The sequence below is a fragment of the Undibacterium hunanense genome (genome assembly GCF_014284335.1).
In the GTDB taxonomy this organism is placed as follows: domain Bacteria; phylum Pseudomonadota; class Gammaproteobacteria; order Burkholderiales; family Burkholderiaceae_D; genus Undibacterium; species Undibacterium hunanense.
The window spans coordinates 523,051-545,444 of record NZ_JACOGF010000003.1 but is presented as its reverse complement, the minus strand read 5'-3'; the positions used below and the strand labels follow the sequence as shown (position 1 = coordinate 545,444).

Below are 22,394 nucleotides of genomic sequence, written 5' to 3'. Positions count from 1 at the left end.
AATCACAATGGGTGAACGAGGAACAGACGATCGCTATTTTAAAGCGGAATCTGCGCCTGATAGACATGTCGCCGGATTTAATTGCCAGAAGCGTCAGATGCAGAGAGGGAGGGACGATAGCCACAGCGTGGTTTGCTGGTGTTATCGTCCACTGGGTGGCAAGCAGGCTGACCTGTTTAGTGTGACATCAGCACGGGTACGGTCATGCTTTCAAGTATGGTTCTGGTGACGCCGCCCATGATCATTTCACGGAAGCGTGAATGGCCATAACCACCCATGACCAGCATGTCACTGTCGACATCATGTGCCAGCGACAGCAGGGCATTGCCAATATCGGTATTGGTTTTGTGGACCGATACTTCTACCTTGATACCATGCCTTGCCAGGTACAGGGCAATATCGCCGCCTGGCTGTTCACCATGCGCATCAGGTACAGACTTGGCATTGAACACGGCAACCTGTACCAGTTCGGCGCGCTTCAACAACGGAATTGCATCAGTGATGGCGCGTGTTGCTTCGCGACTGGCATCCCAGGCGATCAGCGGACGTTTGCCTATGGAGGTGAAATCACCGACGTAGGGAATGATCAGTACTGGCCGGCCAGAATTCATGATCAGGTATTCAGGAAAATCCGACAGGACAGAGGGGGATGGTTCATCACGATTGGTCTGTCCGATGATCAACAGATCGCTGTAACGAGCCTGCAAGCCTATGCCACCACCAGCTTCATCGTTGGCGATCACGCTTTCATAAGAATTGATGCCCGCCGATTCGACTTGTTTGTTGAAGCTGGCAATGGCTTTTTCTGCCCTTTCCCGCAGGTACTTGAGGTGGATGGTCAGATTCGGATCGTTCGCACTGATATTGCCATCCTGATAGATGAAACGGGATACGCCAGTGACAGCGGTGCCTATCAGGTGTGCGTCATTCGCCCTGGCAATTTCTGCTGCCATTTGCACACGAAAATTGGATCTTTCTGACTCGTCTACATGCACCAGTATGGTTTTATATGTCATGTCTGTACTCCTTGATTGAACTATCGTGGAAAAACATCAAGCCATCATCATGTTGATCGGCAATATATCTGCTGAAAATAAGTGCATCAGACAGCATATTTACCGACAAACGTATCATATGTACAATTCAAGCTTATACTAATTTCAGACAACGGCAACCTCTTTGTTCCATTGCGGTAATAGATTCTTGCCAACCAGGGCGGACACCTTTTCACTGACTTTTTCGCTGACTTTCTCACTGATTTTCTCACTTATTTTGATCCGCGCCCTGGCGGGCGGCAAGCGACGCAGGGTTTTCAGTGCATGAATGTCCAGCAGCGCTATCTGGCGCTGGTCGACACTGATCAGGCCCAGTTCATTGAAGGCAGACAGAGTGCGGCTGACGGTTTCCAGCGTCAGGCCCAGATAGCTGCCGATTTCATGTCTGGTCATGCGCAGATTGAATGATTTGCCAGAATAACCGAGTTGGCTGAAGCGTTCACCCAGGCTGGTCAGGAAGCGCGCTACCTTGGCTTCGGCGCTGAGGGCGCTGAGCATACCTATCATCAACTGTTCACGCACCAGTTCACGGCTCATGACGCTGAACATGGCTTGTTCCAGTTCGGCATAGCTACGACCCAGGGCAGAAAAAGTTTTATATGGCAGCAAAATGATGTCGCAGTCAGACAGTGCTACTGCTTCGGAAGCGTGATGCTGGTTATGGATACCGTCGATGCCCAGCAAATCACCTTTCATGGGAAAGCTCAGCACTTGCTCATTGCCATATTCGTCGATCAACACGGTTTTCAGGAAACCTGAATTGACGATGTACAGGGTTTCAAAATCCTGGCCTATGGTGTGCACTCTTTGACCAGCCTTGAAGCGCACGTGTTGGAACAATTGTTCTTCATCAGCGGATGCTGCCGGGGCAGGGATGCGCAAGAGCTCGCAGACTTCCTGCAGATTCGACCACAGGTTGCCATGGCAACGCCAGCCAGCTTCATTCGCAATGGCGGGAAAGCTGCTTTTGACAGGTCGCGTGGGTTGACTGGTCCTGCCGGTAGTGAGCGCTGCTGTAGTCATGGTGATCCCCTTAAGGTAAACGATATTAGTTGATTTGATGATTTGAATTCGGATGCTGCCAGCGCAGCAGATAGTTTTGAAGCAGACCGAAGTCGGTGGATTTGTCGAGAAAACCGTCTGCACCGGCACGCATTGCGTGTACACGGTTGTCTTCGGTTGCGTGATTGGTCAGCACCACGACCTTGATCTCTGGTTTGCTTTGTTTGATGTTCTTCAATAGCTGCAAGCCGTTACCGTCTGCCAGCTGGATATCGAGAATCATGGCATCTGCATGTTCATCCAGGATGCCCTGCAAGGCATGGCTGATGTCGCCTGCCACGCCGACCACGTGTATGCCTGGAACTTCTTCTATGAATTGGATCAGACGCTGTTGAATCAGAGCTGAGTCTTCTACGATGTACAGGTTCATGATGTGGAGTTGGCTGTTATTGATGCTGTGTTTGCTTAGCCTCTATTATCGTGAACATGGATCTTGATTTAAATCAGCCAATGCTGATTCAAAGTGTCAGATTTACAGCCGGACGTGTAGGAATATTCCTAATCCAGAATTGGGGCAGTGCAAGGAGGTAGGGAGGAGGGGTAATGCTGGGGAAAGCGCAGCACCGGCTGCGCGGAGATACTCAGGCTTGCGGTTGCAGCAGGTGGTGGGCTACTGCATATTGCACCAGGTCAGACAGATTATTCATATTCATTTTTTGCATGATTCTGGTCTTGTGGGTGCTGACGGTTTTGACGCTCAGATGCAGGAGCTCACCAATTTCAGTAATCGATTTTCCCTTGACCAGATGGCTGAATACCTCAAATTCACGGTCAGACAGAGAGGTGTGTGGCTGGCTGTCATCGGCAGGCATGGCGCTCATGGCCAGCTGTTCGGCCACTTCTATACTGATATACGGGCGGCCTGATGCCACCTTGCGCAGGGCCGTAACCAGTTGTGTGCCTGCGCTTTCCTTGGTCAGATAGCCACGTGCGCCGGCGCGTATGGCTCTGACGGCATACTGTTCTTCCTCATGCATGGTCAGTATCAGTATCGGCAGTTTTGGGTATTCATCCTTGATCTGGCGTATCAGGTCCACACCGCTGCGACCTGGCATGGACAAGTCCATCAGCAAGACATCAAATTCCAAGGTGCGGACTTTTTCCAGGGTATCAAAGCCGTCAACGGCTTCGCCGATGACCTGGATATCTTCTATCCCTTCCAGTATGCGCTTCAGGCCCTCGCGCATGATGGTATGGTCGTCAGCAATCAGAATACGGGTCATCGTTTTTGTACAAGGCGTTAATCATGTTGAAGCTTGCCAGGTGTTGTGCCTGGGCAAGGTGAAACGCTATTGTACTGCAAGCACTCGCTGGCGCGGGCTCAGTGACAGGCATTCAGTGATGTTTGATACGGTGTACCAAAACCGGAATCAGGCACAGCGACAATACTTTGGTAGTGACGCTGCCCAGCAGGAACTGGCCCAGGCCGCTTCTGCCATGCGAACCCATGAAGATCAGGTCGCATCCGTATTCCTGCGCGGTATGAACGATTTCCCTGGCGGTAGAGTCGTTGAATTGTATGACTTCCTGGTAGGCCAGTCCGGCTGCTGCTGCGGCTTCCCTGACAGGTTGCAGATAGTTTTCAGCCATGGCCTGCATGGCTTCTCTGTATTCATCTTCAGTCGGGCCATTGGGCGGTACGATGTCGACGTACAGTGGATATTGATAATTGCTGGCGACGAATACGGCGACGACTTCGGCCTTCAATTGTTGCGCAAATTCTAGCCCGGCAGTGACACAGGCGTGTGACAGTTCGGAACCGTCGGTGGGTAACAATATCCTGGAGTACATATCCCTTGCCTTTCATCGTTGAACCTGAAGCCAGTATGCTTTCTGATTGTTGCACCGGCTTTGATTTCAAACAAGGGATTTGATGAATTATTCAGCAATTGCCAGGCACTGCTTGCGTACGCATTGTGTACGCGTTGCGCATTTACTTTGCATTCAACTGCTGTTTAAGAAACAGCAGCATTTCCTTGTAGGCAAGTTCTTTGGCTTCAGGATTGCTGCCTGTCGTCACTCCCTGTCCCGGATGCACGCCATTCGGCACATCCATGCGTTTGCGTAGCGGCAGGTCGGGGGCATCAAAATCATGATAACTGTCGGCAAAGACACGCACCTTGACAGGTGAGGGTGCGAGCATTTTTTCAAAACTCACGCAGGGAGCGGCAGGTGTCCAGTCATCTTCGGCACCGATCAGTATCAACAAGGGGGATGCCAGGCGATAAGCGGGACGTGCTTTCAGGTAGCCCTGGCAACCAGGATAAAAAGCCACTGCCGCCCTGGGGTAAATATCATCCTTGCCTGCTGCCTTGTTGGCTGTATTCAGGGCATTCAGGGTGGTAGAACCACCGTTTGACCAGCCCAGAAGGGCAATGTTTTTTGTATCAACGGTAGTTTGCCTGCCCAGCCATTGCAAGGCAGCCTGCACATCCAGGCGACGGTTATTGGTGCTGATGTCACGGCTTTTGTAGGTGCTGCTACAGATGCTGTTCACGCCACGTGGACGAAAACTGTCCGGCATCAGCACGTTGTAGCCATTTTCCTGCAATAACCTGGCCATATTGTTGTGCCTGGCATTCAGTTCCTGTTCGTGCCCCTTGCGGGTGCTGTACAGGCCACCGCAACCATGCAGGGCGATGACGGTGGCAGTAGTGGCCGTAGTGACAGTAGTGGCAACATTGCTGCTGGCACGAAACCACAGGGCATCCAGTTGGACTGTCTGTCCATTTTGCTGATCCAGGCTGGGGAAGCTGACTTTCTCTGGTTCATCCAGGGCCGTTGCCATGCTGCTGGCCAACAGCAGGCCGATTAATAATGCGAATCGTGTATACATTTAAATCAAGCCCTGTAGTAAGGGAGTCAACTCTGGCGAATTACTCCATGTCAGCTGGATATCATTGCATTCATGCCAGAGGGCGAATTCGCGCAAGGTTTTTGCCAGGTCGTTTGCCAGGCTCTGCGAAACACGCACCCCCGGCTCCAGATGCAGGGCCTTGACTTCCAGTATACCTTCCTTGCGGTGAGCCTTGGCGTCCATGCGTCCTATCAGGGTACCCTTGCGCAAGATGGGCAGGGTGAAATAGCCATAGCGCCGTTTCGGCGCTGGCGTATAGCATTCAAGCTTGTAATCAAAATCAAACAGGTCTATGGCGCGTTTTCTATCCCAGACTATTGGGTCGAAAGGCGACAGGATGCGGGTTGCCGTGGCTTTCAGTTTATTTTCACTTGCCTGTTTCAGCAAATTCAGGCGATCCGGATGTACATAAAACAGCGTATCGTGCTGATCCACCGTGGCAGGTATCAGCAAGCCTTCTTTGACCAGTTGTGCTGGCTGGTTGCTGATATCGGGTTTGCCCATGCGGAAATAATCGCTGATCCAGTTTGCCTTGCAGATGCCCAGGGCGCGGACTGATTGCAAGATCTGGGTGCGTTCGCAATGCAGGACGGGTTTCAGATGCTTTTTGTCATTCCATTTGGGGTGCACGCGTTCACGCAGGTCATAAATGCGCTGGAAATTATGACGTTTGGCGACCATTACTTCACCGGTGGTGAACAAGACTTCAAGCGAGCGTTTTTCCGGTTTCCATTCCCACCAGCCCCCGCTTTTACCATCGGTACGTTCAAAGTCTGCCGAGCGGCTGGCACCATTTGCATGGATATGCTGACGGACGGTTTCCACCTGCGCAGCATTTTCTTTCAGCCATTTGTGATTGTATTTCCAGCCCAGACCCTGTGGTGACACCATCTGATGCCGGTACAGGCCGTAGTCTTCTATCGGCAAGAAGCAGGCTTCATGCGACCAGTATTCGAACAGATGGCCTTCTTCCAGTAATTCATGCAGCCACGCATGCGGATAATTGCCCAGGCGGCTCCACAGCACCAGATAGGGGCTGCGCGCAACCACGCTGATAGTGTCAATCTGTAACGCCGACATATTGCGTATGCAGGTAAGCACATCCTGTTTGCCAGCCTTGCGTGGCGCAGGATTCAACAGGCCCTGTGCGGCCAGATGCAGGGCACGAGCGGAACTGAGTGACAGATGGAAATCAGCTACGCTCATAAAGTTTTCACCCAAGATAACAAATAGAACCGGGGGTTCGAATCCCCCGTAGATCAGAAGTGTTTCAGGCCGATGGCTGCCCTGACTTCATCGGTCGTTTGCGCAGCGATTTCGCGTGCCTTGCGTGTACCGTCTTTCAGTATTTGCAAAACCTGGCCACGGTCTTTGGCAAATTCTTCACGGCGTTCGCGTATTGGTTTCAGCAAATCCTGCAAGATACCTTCCAGACGTGCCTTGACGATGCTGTCACCCAGGCCGCCGCGTACGTAATGGTCTTTCATTTCTTGCAGACCGGCTTTGTCTTCATCGAAAGCATCAAGGTAGATAAAGGCGACATTGCCTTCCAGATGGCCAGGGTCAGCCACACGCAGATGCAGCGGGTCAGTGTAGACATTGCGTACCGCTGCCTTGATTTCGGCAGGTGTGAAACCCAGGTTGATGACATTGCCCAGTGACTTGCTCATCTTGGCCTTGCCATCAACACCTGGCAGGCGGCCAATTTCAGGCACCAGCGCCTGGCATTCCACCAGTATGTCTTTATTTGCCAGGCGATTGAAGCGACGCACGATTTCATTGGTCTGTTCTATCATCGGTATCTGGTCTTCACCGACCGGCACCAGGCTGGCCTTGAAGGCACTGATATCGGCAGCCTGGCTGACCGGATAAGTCAGAAAACCAGCCGGGATGTCCCGCTCAAAATTGCGCAAGACGATCTCTTGCTTGATGGTTGGATTGCGTTCCAGACGTGCCACAGTGACCAGGTTCAGGTAATAGAAAGTCAATTCTGTCAGTTCAGGAATTTGTGACTGTATCAGTATCGTTGACTTGGCAGGGTCTATGCCAACGGCCAGATAATCAAGCGCCACTTCCATGACATTGTCATGGACTTTGGCCGGGTTTTCCATATTGTCGGTCAATGCCTGGGCATCGGCCAGCATGATGTATTGTTCATACTGATGCTGGAATTTGACGCGGTTACGCAGACTGCCTACAAAATGGCCAAGGTGCAGGGGGCCGGTAGGGCGATCGCCAGTCAAGATCAGGTGTTTTTTGTTTTCGGTACCAGGGAGCATGCTAAATCCAGTTGGTTGGTGCTGTGAAGTAATGCGATGAAATAATGCCGTGAAAATGCGCAGGGACCAAGTATACGTTAATGCGTAAAAAATGCCGCTGTATCATGAGCGGCATGACGTATATCAAGGCGTATATAGGCGTGTTTTGTGGCTATGATGCCGTTTTCAGGCTGGATGTGTCAAGTTTGACCAGATTCATCCGCTTTCCGTGCTTGATGCATGCCAAATATATGCCAAATTTTGCTTTAATTTACTTAAAACTATCATGTTGTCATCTGAATTACTTATAAAGTCATTTCCCAAAATGATAAAATCGCGGTTCATTTTTACACAGTTGAAAGTAGCCTTATTTTGACCAGCTCAATGACCAGCTCAGTGACCAACCTTAGCGCTAAAAAATTGATTATTGCCTCACGTGAGAGCCGTCTGGCGATGTGGCAGGCTGAACATGTACGCGATCGCCTGATCGCCCTGTACCCTGACTGGCAGGTAGAAATACTGGGAATGACCACACGCGGCGACCAGATTCTGGACAGGGCGCTGTCAAAAGTCGGCGGCAAAGGCTTGTTTGTGAAAGAACTGGAAGTCGCCATGGCCGAAGGCCGTGCTGACCTGGCCGTGCATTCGCTCAAAGATGTACCCATGGATTTGCCGGAGGGCTTTGCCCTGGCTGCGATACTGGAGCGCGAAGACCCAAGGGATGCATTCGTCTCGAATGATTATGCCGGTCTCGACAGCCTGCCTGCCGGCGCGGTGGTTGGTACCAGCAGCCTGCGACGCCAGGCACTGATTGCGGCACGTTTTCCGCATCTGGTCATCCGTCCCTTGCGTGGCAACCTGGACACCCGTCTGCGCAAGCTTGATAGTGGCGAATACGCTGCCATTATCCTGGCCGCAGCCGGTCTCAAACGTCTGGGCTTGCCAGAAAGAATACGTGCCTGCCTGGATCCAGAACAGAGTCTGCCAGCCGCAGGCCAGGGTGCAATGGCGATAGAGATACCGGACAACCGTCCAGAGCTGCAAGCCATGCTGGCTGCTTTGAACCATACTGAAACTGACCAGGCGGTGACTGCAGAACGTACGGTATCCAAGGCATTTGGCGGTAGTTGTCAAATCCCGCTGGCGGCGTTTGCGACAGTCAGCCAGGGCAAAATGTTCATTCGCGGCATGGTTGCAACGCCCGATGGCAGCCGTATTGCACGCGCAGAAGCGTCGGGTGACGCAGACCAGGCACTGAGTCTGGGGCAAGAACTGGCAAGGGCCTTGTCGGCGCAGGATGCCGAAGGCATTCTGGCGGTATGCAAAGCCCAGATCACGGAATAATCATTTCTGCACAAAGGCGATATGAAGCACATTGATCGCAGTGGCGACGGCAGGGCGACGGTGATCATCACCCGGCCTGCCGCTCAGGCAGAAGACTTTGCGCGCCACTTGCAGGCCATGGGGCGGGACTGTGTCTTGTTTCCCTTGCTGGAAATTCAGCCCTTGCCGGATGAAAGCCATTTGATCGCCGAAATCGCCCATTTGCAGGATTATGCCTTGCTGGCCTTTGTCAGCCCGAATGCGATTGATGCCTTCTTTCGGCATATCAGCCAGTATCCAAAAGACATTCCGATTGCCGTGATGGGCGAGGGTAGTCGCCTGCGTCTGGCAGAATATGGTTTGAATGACCAGACCGCGACCATTATCCGGCCCCGCAATCGACTGAAGACCGATTCTGAAACCTTGCTCGATGAACTTGACTGCAACGCCCTGCAAGACAAGAAAGTCTTGATCGTCCGTGGCGAAAGCGGACGTGAATTACTGGCCGATGCATTGCGCGCACGCGGTATCGAAGTCACACAACTGGCTGCTTACAGGCGCGTGGCACCACAACTGGATGCGGGCAGGGCACAGCAATTACGGCTTTTACTGGAGCAGGAAAACCAGTGGGTTGTCACCAGTTCTGAAGCATTGCGCAATCTGATGCATGATGTTGATATACTGGGTTTGCCTGATGGCGTGGCAAAAATGCAACGGCAACAATTGCTGGTGCCGCACAGCCGTATTGAAGAAACCGCGAAATCCCTGGGATTTCAATCTATTACCTTAACAGCTTCTGGCGACGAACAACTGCTTGTCGCGTTACAATCTCGGCTATGAGTGAACAGCAACCAAATTCTGAAGCCGCACTGACGGCAAATCCTGTCGAGCCAGCTGCTCGCCAGACGATCATTCCTGCGCCACAGGAAAACACCAGATCCACGGCCTGGGGTAGCCCGGCCTACCTGGCTTCCGGTGTTTTGGCGGTGCTGCTGGCGGTTAACTGGTGGTCATCGCAAAACCAGATCACCAGTCTGCGGGAAGAAGTCGCCCGTCGCCTGCTGAGTGCCGATACCAATAGCAGTGAAACCAAGGTGCTGGCGCGCAATGTGCAGGACACCGCCAAGGAAATTCAATCCAAGGTGATTCTGCTGGAAGGCAAGCAATCCGAGGCGCAAAGCCAGCAACTGGCGCTGGAACAGCTGTATCAGGACCTGTCCAGGAACCGCGATGACTGGGCACTGGCTGAAATCGAACAGGTATTGGCGACCGCCAGCCAGCAATTACAACTGGCCGGCAATGTACAGGGCGCACTGATCGCCTTGCAAAATGCCGATGCTCGTCTGGCCAAATCAGAAAAACCGCAATTCATCTCCATCCGTCGTGCGATTGCGAAAGACATCGAAAGACTGAAATCCCTGCCGGCGCTGGATTTGCCCGGCGTGGCCCTGCGTTTGGATAGCGTGATTACACAGATAGACCATATCCCTTTATGGGCAGACGAAAAGTCCGTGGTTTCTGCAACGCCACCGAAAGCGCCTTTGCGGGTTTTGCCCAAATCGTTGCCGAAATCGCTGCCAGGTACAAAAGCAGCGAAGCAACCGGTAGAAGAGATCGTAGAGAATACCTGGACCATGCGCCTGCAGGATGCCTGGCAAAGTTTTTCCAGCGAGATGTGGAATGAGGTACGACAACTGATACGCGTGCGGAATGTGGAAACACCTGATGTCTTGTTGCTGACCCCGACACAATCGTATTTTGCCCGTGAAAACCTGAAATTGAGATTGCTCAATGCGCGGCTGGCACTGTTGTCGCGCAATGAAAGTATTTTCAGGAGCGACATGATTGCCGCCCAGGATGCCATCGCCAAATATTTCGATACCCGTGCCAAGCAGACCCAGACCGTACAGGCCTTGTTGCGCCAGGTGCAGGGCAGCAATCTGTCGATAGAAATGCCGACGCTGGCCGAGAGCCTGAATGCAGTACGTAACTATAAAGTGAAGCCTTAACAGTATGCGAATTTTTATCCGGCTTCTGATTCTGTTTGCGCTTGCCGTAGGTCTTGCTGTCGGTGCGCGTTATAACCCCGGTAATGTGGTTTTGTTTTATCCGCCTTACCGGATAGACCTGTCATTGAATTTTTTCCTGTTCCTGGTGCTGGTGCTGTTTGTGCTTTTGTACCTGGTGATACGGGCCATTGTCACTACCCGCAAGTTGCCGCGCAAGGTTGCCCTGTATCGCCAGAGCAAGCGAGAAAAAGACAGCAACAAGGCTTTGCGTGAGGCCCTGAAAGCCTTGTTTGAAGGGCGTTTTGGCCATGCAGAAAAAGCTGCCATGCGTGCTACCGAATTGCCTGAAAATGCCAGTGTGGCATCCTTGATTGGTGCCCGTGCTGCCCATCACATGAGCCAGTTTGAACGTCGCGATTCCTGGTTTTCCGGTATCGAAGCTGACCAGCACTTTAAAGTTGCGCGTCTGGTTAGCATGACAGAATTGCTGGTGGATCAGCATCAGTCTGGCAAGGCGCTGGAAGCTGTGCGTGAACTGAATTCCAGTGGCGTGCGCCATATCCAGGTATTGCGCTGGGCATTGAAAGCCAATCAGCAAGCGCAAAAATGGCAGGAAGTCTTGAAGCTGGTGCGCACCCTGGACAAGCATCGTGCCTTGCATCCAGCGCTGTCGCAACGCCTGCGTGAACTGGCGTACGAAGATTTGCTGACCAATCAGGGGCATGATGCAGAATCGATACGCCGGGTATGGTTTGAAATCCCGCAGGCAGAGCGTAAATCGGCTTTTGTTGCATTTGTCGCTGCCAGTGCCTTCAATTCCCACGGTTTGTTTGATGACGCACGCGGCATAGTTGAAAAAGCCCTGAGCGAAGACTGGGACGAACGCCTGATGCGTACCTATCGTGATGCCGCTGCGTCAGAAGGTTCGGCTGCCTTGTTGTCGCAAATTGAACATTGTGAAAAATGGTCAGAGCAACATCCTACCGACCCCGAACTGGCACTGACACTTGGTACACTGTGTCTGAGACAAAAATTGTGGGGTAAGGCACAACGACATATGGAGCAGGCACTGTCGGATGCGGTTGATCCGCGTACAGTGCGTGAAGCCAATCTGAAGCTGGCCCAGTTGCATGAAGCGCTTGGCCAGGCAGAAGAAGCTGCCAGCCATTATCGCCAATGTGCAATTGCCACCATGCTGTAAGCATGCGCCTGCTGCGACGCACAATTGTGCGTCGAAAGCCGATATAATCTCACCCAGATTAATTTCTTCTATTGATACTTATACAGAAAGTGCAACATGAGCTTGAATAAAGTCCCAGCAGGTCGTGATCTGCCTAATGATTTCAACGTCATTATCGAAATCCCAATGAACGGTGATCCGGTCAAGTATGAAGTTGATAAGGAAAGTGGCGCGATCTTCGTGGATCGTTTCATGGGCACAGCCATGCATTATCCTTGCAACTACGGTTATGTTCCACGCACTATCGCCGGTGACGGTGATCCGGTAGACGTATTGGTCATCACACCTTTCCCGCTGATCCCTGGCGTGGTGGTGCGTTGCCGCGCAATCGGCGTCCTGAAAATGAAGGATGAAGGCGGCGATGATGCCAAAGTACTGGCAGTGCCAGTAGACAAGATTTTGCCTATCTACACACACTGGCAACAGCCAGAAGATCTGAATGATCTGCGCTTGCGTCAGATCCAGCATTTCTTTGAACATTACAAAGATCTGGAACCAGGCAAATGGGTGAAAATTGAAGGTTGGGGTAGCCCGGATGACGCTAAAGCCGAAATCATGGCTGGCGTAGAAAACTACAACAAAGCCGAAGCTTAATCTGCTTACTGCTTAGAAAAAATGGGGCGATTGATATCGCCCCATTTTTTCGTTAACCTTCAGCGCTTTTTTCAGCGCCAGATCCATGGCTTTGGCTATTTCAGCCGACTAGCGCAGCATCTGTGATTTATTCAGGAAATAACCTGCTACTGCCAGTACTGCCAGGATCACGGCAACCCAGCTCAGCCAGGAATTTGAGTGGCCTGCAGCGTCGACTTCCTTGTCGGTATCATTACCCTGTTTCTTGCGCTTGCGTTTCAGTTTTTTGTCGCGTTCAAGAAATTTTTCCAGCGCCAGCGACATCTCGGCCGCACTTTCATAGCGCGCAGTAGGGTCTTTTTGCATGGCCTTCATAACGATTCTGGACAAAGAATCAGGAATATTGGCGCTGATTTCCGATGGATTTTTAGGTGTCTTACTTACAATTTGTTGCAATAATTTGTCTACATCCTGCGACTGAAAAGGCTTTTGCCCGGTCAGCATCTCAAACATTACGGCGCCTAGCGAATACACGTCCGTCAATGCCGTGACCTGTTTGCCGTTTGCCTGTTCTGGCGACATGTAATTCGGCGTACCCATGATGTTGTTATTGAACAGGGTATGTGCCTGTTCCCTGGTTTCATCAAGTACCCGGTTGGGCGCACGGGCAATACCAAAATCGACTACCTTGGGTTGCTGGCTGGGCAGGACGAAGATATTGGCAGGTTTGATATCCCGGTGTATCACGCCATTGCCATGGGCATATTCCAGTGCATCGGCAATTTTTTGTATGATGTTGGCGGTTTCTATGATGTCAAATTGCTTGCCATCGGCCAATAAATGCCGCAAATCTTTGCCTTGCAGAAATTCCATTGCGATGAAAGTGGTTCCACCTTCACTGGAAGCATCAAAAATCGTCACAATATTCGGATGAGACAGCCTGCCTGCGGCGCGCGCTTCATTGATGAACTGTTGTTCACGCTGTTTCTTGTCGGCAGCATTATTGCCTGCGCTAAATATTTTGATCGCAACATCACGGTCAATCACAGGATCGTGTCCAAGGTAGACAGCACCATTGGATCCCATACCTATTCTTTCACTCAGATAGAAGCGCCCAACACGTTTAGTCGGTAACTGGGCAGGAGGCAAGTTCGGTGTGGAAATGAAATTATTTTGCATGGCAACAGGATGCCCTGATCTAGGCAAAATTTCAAGTAGGTACCCCCGTATCAGACTGTGAAGATTTGTAAGGTGAGTGTTCGTTGAGCTCGTTGAAATACAATTCAACGCCACCGGTTTCCCTTTTAAGAAATTCCGATACCGCATTTGCAAAATCTGGATGGCTTAAATGGTGGGCTGACCAGGTCCGGGTCGGCAAAAAGCCGCGCGCCATCTTGTGTTCACCCTGGGCGCCGCCTTCAAAGATACGAATTTTTTCCTGTATGCAAAATTCTATCGCCTGGTAATAGGCAGTTTCAAAATGCAGGCAAGGGTGATGTTCCAGGCAGCCCCAATAGCGACCATACACCGTATCTTCGTTATGAACCAGGAGCGAGGCAGCAATTCTATTGCCTGATCGCAAGGCAAAAATCAAATGGATGTTTTCCGGCATGGTTTTTCCTATGCGCAAGAAAAAATCCAGGTTCAGGTAGGGGGTAGAGTGGTGTTCCCGGTATGTGTGGTCATAGCAGCGTTTGAAGAATAGCCAGTCTTCTTCCTGCATAGCGCTGCCTTTGATATGCTGAAACTGTATATCGGCGTCGCTGACCTTGCGGCGTTCGGCACGGATATTTTTGCGCTTCTTCTTGTCCAGCCCATCCAGAAAATCGTCAAAACAGCGGTAGTCGCGGTTTTCCCAATGGAACTGCACGCCCGTGCGTAACTGATAACCCGCTTCGCCCAGCCGTTGTGCCTGATCTTCCGGCAAGAACAGCAGGTGGCTGGATGAGAATTCACCGGCTTTTTGCAGCTCCAAAAGGGCTGTCAGCAAGGCATCCTGCGCTTCCGGTGTAGATGCCAGCAGGCGATTACCGGTAACGGGGGTGAATGGTATTGCCGACAGCAATTTGGGATAATAGGCAAAACCGTAGCGCTGATATGCTTCGGCCCAGGCCCAGTCAAATACATATTCGCCGTAAGAATGGCTTTTTTCATACAGGGGCAGGGCGGCGATCAGTTGTTCAGCTTCCCAGATGGTGATGAAACTGGGTTGCCACCCGCTTTTGGCCGATGCCGAGCCTGATTCATGCAGGGCATGTAAAAAAGCATAAGATAAAAACGGATTGCGATGCGATTGTGCCGCAATCAGCGTATCCCATTGAAACTGCGTTATGTCAGACAGTGAAGTGACAATGCGCATGCGATAATGCGGTGCAATAGATTCAAATTTCATTTTCGATTTAAAACAGATTTGCCACTATGACAGTAAAAGTTGCCATTGCCCAGATGAATAGTGTTGTCGGTGATCTTGCCGGTAATGCTGCACAGATTGTAGAGTATGCCCGCCGCGCCGCGGAACAGGGAACCGACATACTTGTAACGCCAGAATTATCCCTGGTTGGTTATCCACCTGAAGATTTGTTACTGCGACAGGCGTTTTACCTTGAAACTGCGCAAGCAATTACAGCACTTGGCAAGCAGCTTACGCTATTTCCGGGACTTGCTGTTTTGGTAGGACATCCGGCGGAATCAGATGGCAGGCGGTATAATGCTGTTTCTGTGTTGCAAGATGGTGTCGTCAAAGCGGTCTATTTCAAGCGCGATTTACCGAATGACATGGTGTTTGATGAAAAACGTTATTTTTCATCGTCGACCCAGGCCTGCGTATTTGAAGTAAAAGGTGTCAGCTTTGGCATCAATATCTGTGAAGACACCTGGCTAGCTGATGCACCTGCTCTCGCCAGGCAGGCCGGAGCTCAAGTCCTGCTGGTGCCTAACGGCTCACCGTATCATATGGGCAAGCAGCATCAGCGTTACGACGTGATGCGCAGCAATGTGATCTCGCAAGGTCTGTCACTGGTGTACGCAAACCTGGTGGGCGGGCAGGATGAACTGATTTTTGATGGCAATTCTTTTGTCATGGACGCACAAGGCCAGTTACAGGCGCAACTGAAACATTGCGAAGCCGATTTGCAGGTCATTGAATTTGATGGCGCGCAACCCTTGCCAGCCCGTATCGAAGCTGCTTTGTCACTGGAAGCCGAGGTGTATCAGGCGCTGGTGATGGGGGTGCGTGATTATGTCGGCAAGAATGGCTTCCCCAGTGTCTTGCTGGGTTTGTCGGGTGGTGTGGATTCGGCACTGGTATTGGCGATAGCCGTCGATGCGCTGGGTGCGGACAAAGTCAGGGCAATCATGATGCCATCGCCATACACAGCGGACATCTCGTGGATAGATTCGCGCGACATGGTGGCACGCACTGGCGTGCGCTATGATGAAATTGCCATCAGCGACTGTTTTGATGCTTTCCGTTCTACGCTCAGCAAAGAATTTGCCGGGCTGAAAGAAGACACGACCGAAGAGAATATTCAGGCCAGGATACGTGGCACCTTGTTGATGGCTTTGTCGAACAAATACGGTTCCATCGTTTTGACGACGGGTAACAAGAGTGAAATGGCAGTTGGTTACTGCACCCTGTATGGAGACATGGCGGGTGGTTTTGCCGTAATCAAGGATATTGCCAAAACCCTGGTGTATCGCCTGTGTGCTTATCGCAATACCCTGTCAGCCGTGATACCCGAACGGATATTGACCAGGGCACCGTCAGCTGAATTGCGACCTGATCAAAAGGATCAGGATTCACTGCCGCCGTATGACATCCTGGATGGCATCATGGCCATGTACATGGAAGAAAACAAGGCACGTGCAGAGATCGTTGCTGCCGGCTACAAGATGGAAGACGTAGAACGCATCACGCGTCTCATCAAGATTAATGAATACAAGCGGCGTCAAGCGCCCATAGGTATCAGGATTACCCATCGCGCCTTTGGGCGTGACTGGCGTTATCCTATTACTTCGAAGTTCAGAGACTAGTGGACAGTAATAATTGAAGCAGAGGGCAAGACGATGCCCGTAGTTCAGGGCTGAGCCGGGCATGTTAGTTCAATGTTAAGGTGCACGATAAATTATTTCGTATTAACTAAGGAGAGGGAAATGAAACAGATTACCGCTATTATCAAACCGTTCAAACTCGACGAAGTACGTGAAGCTCTGGCAGACGTTGGCGTCACTGGATTGACCGTGGTTGAGGTAAAAGGCTTTGGTCGTCAAAAGGGGCATACAGAACTGTATCGCGGCGCAGAATACGTCGTCGATTTTCTGCCCAAGATCAAGGTGGAAGTCGTCGTCGATGACAACATTGCTGACAATGTTGTAGATGCGATTATCAAGGCAGCCCACACCGGCAAGATTGGTGACGGCAAAATTTTTGTACAAAATGTTGAGCAGGTGATACGAATTCGTACTGGCGAGACGGGGTCTGATGCGGTTTAATATGAAGAAGTTGAATACAGTAAAGCAGTTAGTAGAATTTGGATTTGCAGATTTTTCAAGAGTAAAAGTAAAAGCGAAAATTGGGGTGGCACTGGTACTGATGGCGATGGCACATGCCCATGCAGAAACCGGTGTCACAGACAGGAAGATTTTATTGGGCCAGTCTGCTGCGTTTTCCGGACCAGCAGCACAACTTGGCATACAGTTGAACCTGGGTGCCAAGACGTATTTTGATCAGGTTAACTCGACTGGTGGTGTATATGGTCGCAAGATTGAAATCATCCAGAAAGATGACAAGTATGAGGCAGACACTGCTGCTGCCAATACCAAGGCTTTGATTGAAACGGATGGTGTCTTTGCCTTGTTTGGTTATGTAGGTACTGCAACCAGCAATGCCGCCTTGCCGATTTTCTCACAAGCAAAAGTCCCTTTCTTTGCCCCCTTCACTGGCGCCCAATCCCTGCGGGAGCCATTCAATCGCCAGATATTCCATGTCCGCGCAAGTTATTATGACGAGACCGAACATCTGGTAGACCGGCTCGCCAATCTGGGAACAAAAAGCATTGCCGTCTTTTATCAGAACGATGCCTACGGCAAAGCAGGTCTTGCCGGTGTTGAACTGGCAATGAAGAAAAGGAATTTGCAGCTTTCCGAAACAGTCACTGTCGAAAGAAACAGTACTGACGTGACGGCAGCAGTTGCCAAGTTATTGCCCAAGCGTCCCGATGCCATCATACAGATCAGTACTTATGCGGCAAGCAGCGCACTGATCAAGGAAATGCACAAGGCTTCTTACACCGGTATGTTCTACAACGTGTCGTTTGTCGGTAGCCAGGCACTCGCTGATACTCTGGACAAAGATGGGGTTGGTGTCGTCGTGTCTCAGGTGACGCCCTTCCCATGGTCAGGATCGATTCCACTCGTGGCCGAATACACCAAAAATCTGGACAAGGCGGGCGTCAAAAATCTGAACTTTTCCAGCTTTGAAGGTTATATCGCCGCCAAGGTATTTGTCGAAGGTTTGAAACGTGCAGGGCCTGCACTGACCAGAGAAAAACTGGTGTCTGCGCTGGAAACGATCAATCGTGGCAGCTACGATCTTGGCGGCTATGACATCAGCTTCTCGCCTTCCAATCATAACGGTTCCAAGTATGTTGACATGACCGTTATTTCGAAAGACAAGAAGTTCCGTAATTAAGCTGTGTTGCAACATTGAGCCCTTGTTGTATTGGGCTCAATGCTCTGGTGTTCAGGATTTCAGCAATACGATCAGGGCACCAGAACCACCATCCGCCGCAGTTGCCTGGCTGAACGCCAATACTTCATCTTTCTGTATCAGCCAGTTCCTGACTTTTTGCTTGAGCACGGGTTCCTTGTTGACTGATCCCAAACCCTTGCCATGGATAATGCGCACGCAACGTGTGCCATTGCGCATACACTTGCGCAAGAATTCTCCCAGGCTGTCTCTGGCTTCATCGCGGCGCAAGCCGTGCAGATCCAGTTGGGCCTGTATCACCCAATGACCTTTCCTGAGCTTTCTGACGACATCCTGGCCAACACCGGTACGGGTGTAGCTGAGATTCTCATCGGTTTCCAGCAGCGAATCGGCATCGAATTCATCTGACAACGATTCCTGCAATGCCGCCTGCTCATCCGCCAGATGCTGAAAGGGCAGGGGCTCGGGGCGGGCTGGTATCGGGTTGTGTTTCGCAGCAATTTTCAGAGGCGCTATCGTGCCCACGCTGGAACGAAAAATATTCGCCTCTTCTCTGGCTTTCTTTTCCCGCTCCAGACGTATTGCTTCTGCACGTTGCCGGCTTTCTTCCTGCTGCTTTAATTGCTGACTGAGTGACTTCAGGTCAGCAAGATTTTTAAAAGACGACATGTGATACTTTCCCTGAGCTGGCTGGTCTTATTCTTCCAGGAAGCGCTGGGCATCCAGCGCCGCCATGCAACCTGTGCCTGCACTGGTGATGGCCTGGCGATACACATGATCCTGCACATCACCGGCAGCAAACACGCCTGGTACATTGGTGGCCGTTGCCATGCCTTCGGTACCGGTGCGTGTCTTGATGTAGCCGTTATGCATTTCCAGCTGGCCTTCAAAAATGCTGGTATTCGGCTTGTGACCAATCGCGATGAACACACCATGCAGGGTGATGGGGGTAACTGTACCGTCGGCTGCCTTGACCTTGATGCCGGTCACGCCGGATTCATCACCCACCACTTCATCCAGCGTATGGTTCCATTTGACTTCAATCTTGCCTTCAGCCACCTTGGCCATCAGGCGATCGATCAGAATCGCTTCGGCACGGAACTTGTCACGCCTATGGATCACTGTCACCTTGCTGGCGATATTCGACAGGTACAGCGCTTCTTCAACCGCTGTATTGCCGCCACCAACGACGGCTACTTCCTTGCCGCGATAAAAGAAACCGTCACAGGTAGCACAGGCAGACACGCCTTTGCCCATGAAAGCCTGTTCAGACGGCAGGCCCAGATATTGGGCTGATGCGCCGGTGGCGATGATCAATGAATCACAAGTGTATTGCGCCTGGTCGCCGATCAGGCGTATCGGTTTTTCATCCAGCTTGGCGGTGTGGATGTAATCAAAAATGATTTCGGTATTGAAGCGCTCTGCGTGTTGCAGGAAACGCTGCATCAATTCCGGCCCTTGCACGCCCATAGGGTCGGCGGGCCAGTTTTCGACATCGGTGGTGGTCATCAGTTGGCCACCTTGCTCGACACCGGTGATCAGCACGGGTTTCAGGTTGGCACGGGCTGCATACACGGCAGCAGAATAGCCTGCGGGGCCAGAGCCAAGAATTAGTACATGAGCGTGTTTGGGTGTGGACATAGCAGACCTGATAAAAAAGTTAAGCGAATTAAGCGAAATGCTGGATGATTAATATGCAGTAGAGATGGCGATTTTCATGCAAATTTCAAGTATTTTTGCCGATTTTGCATCGCTATTCTGTGATAACTGTAAATTATAGACTATCCATGACAGGGTCGTCAGGCAGCATTGGGGTAGGGTGTAGTTCTGGAAGCTCAACTTTGTTTCAACTGTTACAGCCCACTTGTTTGGCGCAGACAGGCTATCATGCTATCTTGTCAGCTTTTGATGGCTGTCTGGATGAGGTTTTCCCCGTTTTATGACTACAAGTAACGAAGCTTATACGCGAAGCAATAAACCCGCAGCACCTGCCGCGCCACCCAACCGCTTTGTCGTGTTGTTGATGGAAGCCAGGTGGATAGCGCTGGCTGCGTTATGCGTTTGCCTGGTGCTGATACTGGCCACTTATTCAACGCGTGATCCTGGCTGGTCCAGGTCCATCGACATTCCCAAGTTACACAATATTGCCGGCAAGTTCGGGGCCTGGTTGTCTGATGTCTTGTTCTATGTATTTGGCGTCTCTGCATGGTGGTGGTGTGTCGCTGCCAGTCGCCAGGTCTGGAAGTCTTATCACAAGCTGTCGCAAAGAGTGAAACTGAACCCGGATCCTGAGCCGGAAGTCGGTTTCCCCGAAATCCTCGCTGAAGCCATCGGTTTTGCCTTGCTGCTGGCCGGTAGCATGGGCCTGGAGTTTTTGCGGATGCACAGCCTGAAAGTCGCCTTGCCGCTGGCACCTGGCGGTGTCCTGGGTGAATTGATAGGTAATGCCGCCTTTGCCACCATAGGCTTTACCGGTGCGACCCTGCTGCTGCTGTTGATGATTGCTTTGGGTATCAGCCTGTATTTCCATGTGTCGTGGCTGACGATTGCTGAGCGCATAGGCAGTGGCATTGAATTTGTGTTTGTCTTCGTGCAAAACAAACATGCAGATGCTGAAGACCGTCGCGTCGGCCAGACCGCCGCCGTCAAGCGCGAAGAAGTCGTGGTGCAGGAACGGGCCAAGATCGTCGAAGCCGCACCAATACGCATAGAACCGCAAGTGGTTGCCGTGCAGCGTTCTGAACGGGTGGAAAAAGAAAAGCAGGTATCTCTGTTCAATGAACTGCCGGATACCAATCTGCCACCTTTGTCCCTGCTGGATGAGCCACCACCGGTGCAGGAAACTGTGAGCGTACAGACGCTGGAATTTACCAGTCGCCTGATAGAGAAAAAACTCTCGGATTTTGGTGTCGATGCCAAAGTGGTTGCCGCCTATCCTGGCCCTGTGGTTACCCGTTACGAAATTGAACCGGCCACCGGTGTCAAGGGTAGTCAGATCGTCAACCTGGCGCGTGACCTTGCGCGTTCCCTGTCGCTGACATCAATACGCGTGGTTGAAACCATTCCCGGCAAAAATTTCATGGGCCTGGAATTACCCAACCCGAAACGCCAGATCGTGCGGCTGACAGAAATACTGGGTTCCAAAGTCTATAACGATAGTTCATCGAGCCTGACCGTGGCTTTGGGTAAGGATATTGGCGGTCACCCCATCTGTGCTGACCTTGCCAAGATGCCGCATTTGCTGGTGGCTGGTACTACCGGTTCCGGTAAGTCTGTGGGTATCAATGCCACCATCCTGTCGCTGTTGTACAAGTCAGATCCGAATGACGTACGCATGATTTTGATCGATCCAAAAATGCTGGAAATGTCGGTGTACGAAGGCATACCGCATTTGCTGGCACCGGTGGTAACCGATATGCGTCAGGCTGGCCATGCTCTCAATTGGGCAGTGGGCGAGATGGAACGTCGCTACAAACTGATGTCCAAGCTGGGGGTGCGTAATCTGGCCGGTTATAACGCCAAGATTGCCGAAGCGGCACGCAAGGAAGTGCATATCCCCAATCCCTTCAGCCTGACGCCCGATGCACCAGAACCGCTGGATAAACTGCCTACCATCGTCATCATCATCGACGAATTGGCTGATCTGATGATGGTTGTTGGTAAAAAGGTTGAGGAACTGATTGCCCGTATTGCGCAAAAAGCCCGTGCAGCCGGTCTGCATCTGATCCTGGCGACACAAAGGCCGTCGGTGGACGTGATTACCGGGCTGATCAAGGCGAATATTCCTACCCGTATCGCCTTCCAGGTCAGCAGCAAGATAGACTCGCGCACCATTCTTGACCAGATGGGGGCGGAAGCACTGCTTGGTATGGGTGACATGCTCTACATGCCACCGGGCACAGGCTTGCCTATTCGCGTCCACGGTGCTTTCGTATCCGATGAAGAAGTGCATCGCGTGGTTGAATATTTAAAATCGCAGGGCGAACCGAATTACATCGAAGGCATACTCGAAGGCGGCACGTTGGAAGAGGGTGGTGAGGCAGGTGGCGAAAGTGCAGGCGCAGGCGGTGGTGAAGCCGATGCCCTGTATGATCAGGCAGTGGCCGTAGTACTTAAGAACCGCCGCGCCTCCATTTCGCTGGTGCAAAGACATTTACGTATCGGTTACAATCGCGCCGCCCGTTTGCTGGAACAAATGGAGCAAAGCGGTGTCGTATCTACCATGCAATCGAATGGTAACCGCGAAATTCTGGTTCCCGCCGGGAATACGGAATAAGCGCAGAATAGTGACGGAATAGCGAAAAAATTGC

The 22,394-nt window shown here is 51.6% G+C and carries 21 protein-coding genes; 9 read left to right on the top strand and 12 right to left on the bottom strand.

Going from position 1 to position 22,394, the window contains the following annotated elements; translation table 11 throughout:
* Positions 1-176 precede the first annotated feature (176 nt).
* The 8 genes from H8L32_RS08495 to trpS all read right to left on the bottom strand — a co-directional run bounded on the left by H8L32_RS08495 (position 177) and on the right by trpS (position 7,253).
* On the bottom strand, positions 177-1,016 hold the full coding sequence (locus H8L32_RS08495; protein ID WP_186946717.1) for a universal stress protein: 840 nt from the start codon (positions 1,014-1,016) through the stop codon (positions 177-179).
* A gap of 144 nt (positions 1,017-1,160) precedes the next feature.
* Complete coding sequence (locus tag H8L32_RS08490; RefSeq protein WP_186946716.1) at positions 1,161-2,078, bottom strand: helix-turn-helix domain-containing protein; 918 nt, start codon at positions 2,076-2,078, stop codon at positions 1,161-1,163.
* Between the two features lie 25 nt (positions 2,079-2,103).
* Positions 2,104-2,487 (bottom strand): response regulator, encoded by a 384-nt coding sequence (locus H8L32_RS08485; RefSeq protein WP_186946715.1) that lies wholly within the window; start codon positions 2,485-2,487, stop codon positions 2,104-2,106.
* 211 nt (positions 2,488-2,698) lie between these two features.
* Positions 2,699-3,340 (bottom strand): response regulator, encoded by a 642-nt coding sequence (locus tag H8L32_RS08480; RefSeq protein WP_186946714.1) that lies wholly within the window; start codon positions 3,338-3,340, stop codon positions 2,699-2,701.
* 112 nt (positions 3,341-3,452) lie between these two features.
* Positions 3,453-3,908 carry a universal stress protein gene (locus H8L32_RS08475; protein WP_186946713.1) on the bottom strand — a complete coding sequence of 152 codons (456 nt, stop codon included), beginning with the start codon at positions 3,906-3,908 and terminating at the stop codon, positions 3,453-3,455.
* Positions 3,909-4,050: 142 nt separating this feature from the next.
* A complete protein-coding gene (locus tag H8L32_RS08470; protein ID WP_186946712.1) occupies positions 4,051-4,953 on the bottom strand; it encodes a dienelactone hydrolase family protein in 903 nt (300 codons plus the stop codon).
* Positions 4,954-6,180 carry a winged helix-turn-helix domain-containing protein gene (locus H8L32_RS08465; protein ID WP_186946711.1) on the bottom strand — a complete coding sequence of 409 codons (1,227 nt, stop codon included), beginning with the start codon at positions 6,178-6,180 and terminating at the stop codon, positions 4,954-4,956. It abuts the gene before it with no gap.
* 53 nt (positions 6,181-6,233) lie between these two features.
* Positions 6,234-7,253: a tryptophan--tRNA ligase gene (trpS, locus tag H8L32_RS08460; RefSeq protein ID WP_186946710.1), complete on the bottom strand. Its 1,020-nt coding sequence runs from the start codon at positions 7,251-7,253 to the stop codon at positions 6,234-6,236.
* Between the two features lie 363 nt (positions 7,254-7,616).
* Here trpS and hemC point away from each other — a divergent pair, with 363 nt between their 5' ends.
* From hemC to ppa, 5 genes are all read left to right on the top strand, one after another.
* Complete coding sequence (gene hemC / locus H8L32_RS08455; RefSeq protein ID WP_186946709.1) at positions 7,617-8,576, top strand: hydroxymethylbilane synthase; 960 nt, start codon at positions 7,617-7,619, stop codon at positions 8,574-8,576.
* Positions 8,577-8,597: 21 nt separating this feature from the next.
* Entirely contained in the window at positions 8,598-9,395 is a 798-nt protein-coding gene (locus H8L32_RS08450) for a uroporphyrinogen-III synthase (protein WP_186946708.1), read from the top strand.
* A complete protein-coding gene (locus H8L32_RS08445) occupies positions 9,392-10,564 on the top strand; it encodes a uroporphyrinogen-III C-methyltransferase (RefSeq protein ID WP_186946707.1) in 1,173 nt (390 codons plus the stop codon). The genes H8L32_RS08450 and H8L32_RS08445 overlap by 4 nt, the downstream gene beginning before the upstream one ends.
* Positions 10,565-10,568: 4 nt before the next feature.
* Positions 10,569-11,765 carry a heme biosynthesis HemY N-terminal domain-containing protein gene (locus H8L32_RS08440; protein ID WP_186946706.1) on the top strand — a complete coding sequence of 399 codons (1,197 nt, stop codon included), beginning with the start codon at positions 10,569-10,571 and terminating at the stop codon, positions 11,763-11,765.
* A 96-nt stretch (positions 11,766-11,861) separates the two neighbouring features.
* Positions 11,862-12,398, top strand: a complete 537-nt coding sequence (ppa, locus tag H8L32_RS08435) for an inorganic diphosphatase (RefSeq protein ID WP_186946705.1) — start codon at positions 11,862-11,864, stop codon at positions 12,396-12,398.
* A gap of 108 nt (positions 12,399-12,506) precedes the next feature.
* Here the strand turns inward: ppa and H8L32_RS08430 are convergent, their stop codons facing one another.
* A complete protein-coding gene (locus H8L32_RS08430; RefSeq protein WP_186946704.1) occupies positions 12,507-13,556 on the bottom strand; it encodes a serine/threonine protein kinase in 1,050 nt (349 codons plus the stop codon).
* A 31-nt stretch (positions 13,557-13,587) separates the two neighbouring features.
* Positions 13,588-14,769, bottom strand: a complete 1,182-nt coding sequence (locus H8L32_RS08425) for a GNAT family N-acetyltransferase (protein WP_186946703.1) — start codon at positions 14,767-14,769, stop codon at positions 13,588-13,590.
* 26 nt (positions 14,770-14,795) lie between these two features.
* On the opposite strand from H8L32_RS08425, the gene H8L32_RS08420 reads away from it, so the two are divergent.
* The 3 genes from H8L32_RS08420 to H8L32_RS08410 all read left to right on the top strand — a co-directional run bounded on the left by H8L32_RS08420 (position 14,796) and on the right by H8L32_RS08410 (position 18,066).
* Positions 14,796-16,409: an NAD+ synthase gene (locus tag H8L32_RS08420; RefSeq protein WP_186946702.1), complete on the top strand. Its 1,614-nt coding sequence runs from the start codon at positions 14,796-14,798 to the stop codon at positions 16,407-16,409.
* A gap of 120 nt (positions 16,410-16,529) precedes the next feature.
* The gene (locus tag H8L32_RS08415) at positions 16,530-16,868 is read left to right on the top strand and encodes a P-II family nitrogen regulator (RefSeq protein WP_186946701.1); all 339 of its coding nucleotides are present in this window, start codon (positions 16,530-16,532) and stop codon (positions 16,866-16,868) included.
* 100 nt (positions 16,869-16,968) lie between these two features.
* Positions 16,969-18,066, top strand: coding sequence for an ABC transporter substrate-binding protein (locus H8L32_RS08410; RefSeq protein WP_230412131.1), 1,098 nt, complete (start codon positions 16,969-16,971; stop codon positions 18,064-18,066).
* A gap of 51 nt (positions 18,067-18,117) precedes the next feature.
* On the opposite strand, the gene H8L32_RS08405 is transcribed toward H8L32_RS08410, so the two are convergent.
* Positions 18,118-18,753, bottom strand: coding sequence for a Smr/MutS family protein (locus H8L32_RS08405; protein WP_186946699.1), 636 nt, complete (start codon positions 18,751-18,753; stop codon positions 18,118-18,120).
* A gap of 27 nt (positions 18,754-18,780) precedes the next feature.
* Positions 18,781-19,725 carry a thioredoxin-disulfide reductase gene (gene trxB / locus H8L32_RS08400; RefSeq protein WP_186946698.1) on the bottom strand — a complete coding sequence of 315 codons (945 nt, stop codon included), beginning with the start codon at positions 19,723-19,725 and terminating at the stop codon, positions 18,781-18,783.
* A 298-nt stretch (positions 19,726-20,023) separates the two neighbouring features.
* Between trxB and H8L32_RS08395 the strand changes: the two genes are divergently transcribed.
* Positions 20,024-22,360 carry a DNA translocase FtsK gene (locus H8L32_RS08395; RefSeq protein ID WP_186946697.1) on the top strand — a complete coding sequence of 779 codons (2,337 nt, stop codon included), beginning with the start codon at positions 20,024-20,026 and terminating at the stop codon, positions 22,358-22,360.
* Positions 22,361-22,394: the final 34 nt, after the last annotated feature.

What these genes read in the sequence shown, in the direction of transcription:
- H8L32_RS08495 (WP_186946717.1), bottom strand. Translation starts at nt 1,016, where the DNA reads ATGACATATAAAACCATACTGGTGCATGTAGACGAGTCAGAAAGATCC.
- H8L32_RS08490 (WP_186946716.1), bottom strand. Translation starts at nt 2,078, where the DNA reads ATGACTACAGCAGCGCTCACTACCGGCAGGACCAGTCAACCCACGCGA.
- H8L32_RS08485 (WP_186946715.1), bottom strand. Translation starts at nt 2,487, where the DNA reads ATGAACCTGTACATCGTAGAAGACTCAGCTCTGATTCAACAGCGTCTG.
- H8L32_RS08480 (WP_186946714.1), bottom strand. Translation starts at nt 3,340, where the DNA reads ATGACCCGTATTCTGATTGCTGACGACCATACCATCATGCGCGAGGGC.
- H8L32_RS08475 (WP_186946713.1), bottom strand. Translation starts at nt 3,908, where the DNA reads ATGTACTCCAGGATATTGTTACCCACCGACGGTTCCGAACTGTCACAC.
- H8L32_RS08470 (WP_186946712.1), bottom strand. Translation starts at nt 4,953, where the DNA reads ATGTATACACGATTCGCATTATTAATCGGCCTGCTGTTGGCCAGCAGC.
- H8L32_RS08465 (WP_186946711.1), bottom strand. Translation starts at nt 6,180, where the DNA reads ATGAGCGTAGCTGATTTCCATCTGTCACTCAGTTCCGCTCGTGCCCTG.
- trpS (WP_186946710.1), bottom strand. Translation starts at nt 7,253, where the DNA reads ATGCTCCCTGGTACCGAAAACAAAAAACACCTGATCTTGACTGGCGAT.
- hemC (WP_186946709.1), top strand. Translation starts at nt 7,617, where the DNA reads ATGACCAGCTCAGTGACCAACCTTAGCGCTAAAAAATTGATTATTGCC.
- H8L32_RS08450 (WP_186946708.1), top strand. Translation starts at nt 8,598, where the DNA reads ATGAAGCACATTGATCGCAGTGGCGACGGCAGGGCGACGGTGATCATC.
- H8L32_RS08445 (WP_186946707.1), top strand. Translation starts at nt 9,392, where the DNA reads ATGAGTGAACAGCAACCAAATTCTGAAGCCGCACTGACGGCAAATCCT.
- H8L32_RS08440 (WP_186946706.1), top strand. Translation starts at nt 10,569, where the DNA reads ATGCGAATTTTTATCCGGCTTCTGATTCTGTTTGCGCTTGCCGTAGGT.
- ppa (WP_186946705.1), top strand. Translation starts at nt 11,862, where the DNA reads ATGAGCTTGAATAAAGTCCCAGCAGGTCGTGATCTGCCTAATGATTTC.
- H8L32_RS08430 (WP_186946704.1), bottom strand. Translation starts at nt 13,556, where the DNA reads ATGCAAAATAATTTCATTTCCACACCGAACTTGCCTCCTGCCCAGTTA.
- H8L32_RS08425 (WP_186946703.1), bottom strand. Translation starts at nt 14,769, where the DNA reads ATGAAATTTGAATCTATTGCACCGCATTATCGCATGCGCATTGTCACT.
- H8L32_RS08420 (WP_186946702.1), top strand. Translation starts at nt 14,796, where the DNA reads ATGACAGTAAAAGTTGCCATTGCCCAGATGAATAGTGTTGTCGGTGAT.
- H8L32_RS08415 (WP_186946701.1), top strand. Translation starts at nt 16,530, where the DNA reads ATGAAACAGATTACCGCTATTATCAAACCGTTCAAACTCGACGAAGTA.
- H8L32_RS08410 (WP_230412131.1), top strand. Translation starts at nt 16,969, where the DNA reads ATGGCGATGGCACATGCCCATGCAGAAACCGGTGTCACAGACAGGAAG.
- H8L32_RS08405 (WP_186946699.1), bottom strand. Translation starts at nt 18,753, where the DNA reads ATGTCGTCTTTTAAAAATCTTGCTGACCTGAAGTCACTCAGTCAGCAA.
- trxB (WP_186946698.1), bottom strand. Translation starts at nt 19,725, where the DNA reads ATGTCCACACCCAAACACGCTCATGTACTAATTCTTGGCTCTGGCCCC.
- H8L32_RS08395 (WP_186946697.1), top strand. Translation starts at nt 20,024, where the DNA reads ATGACTACAAGTAACGAAGCTTATACGCGAAGCAATAAACCCGCAGCA.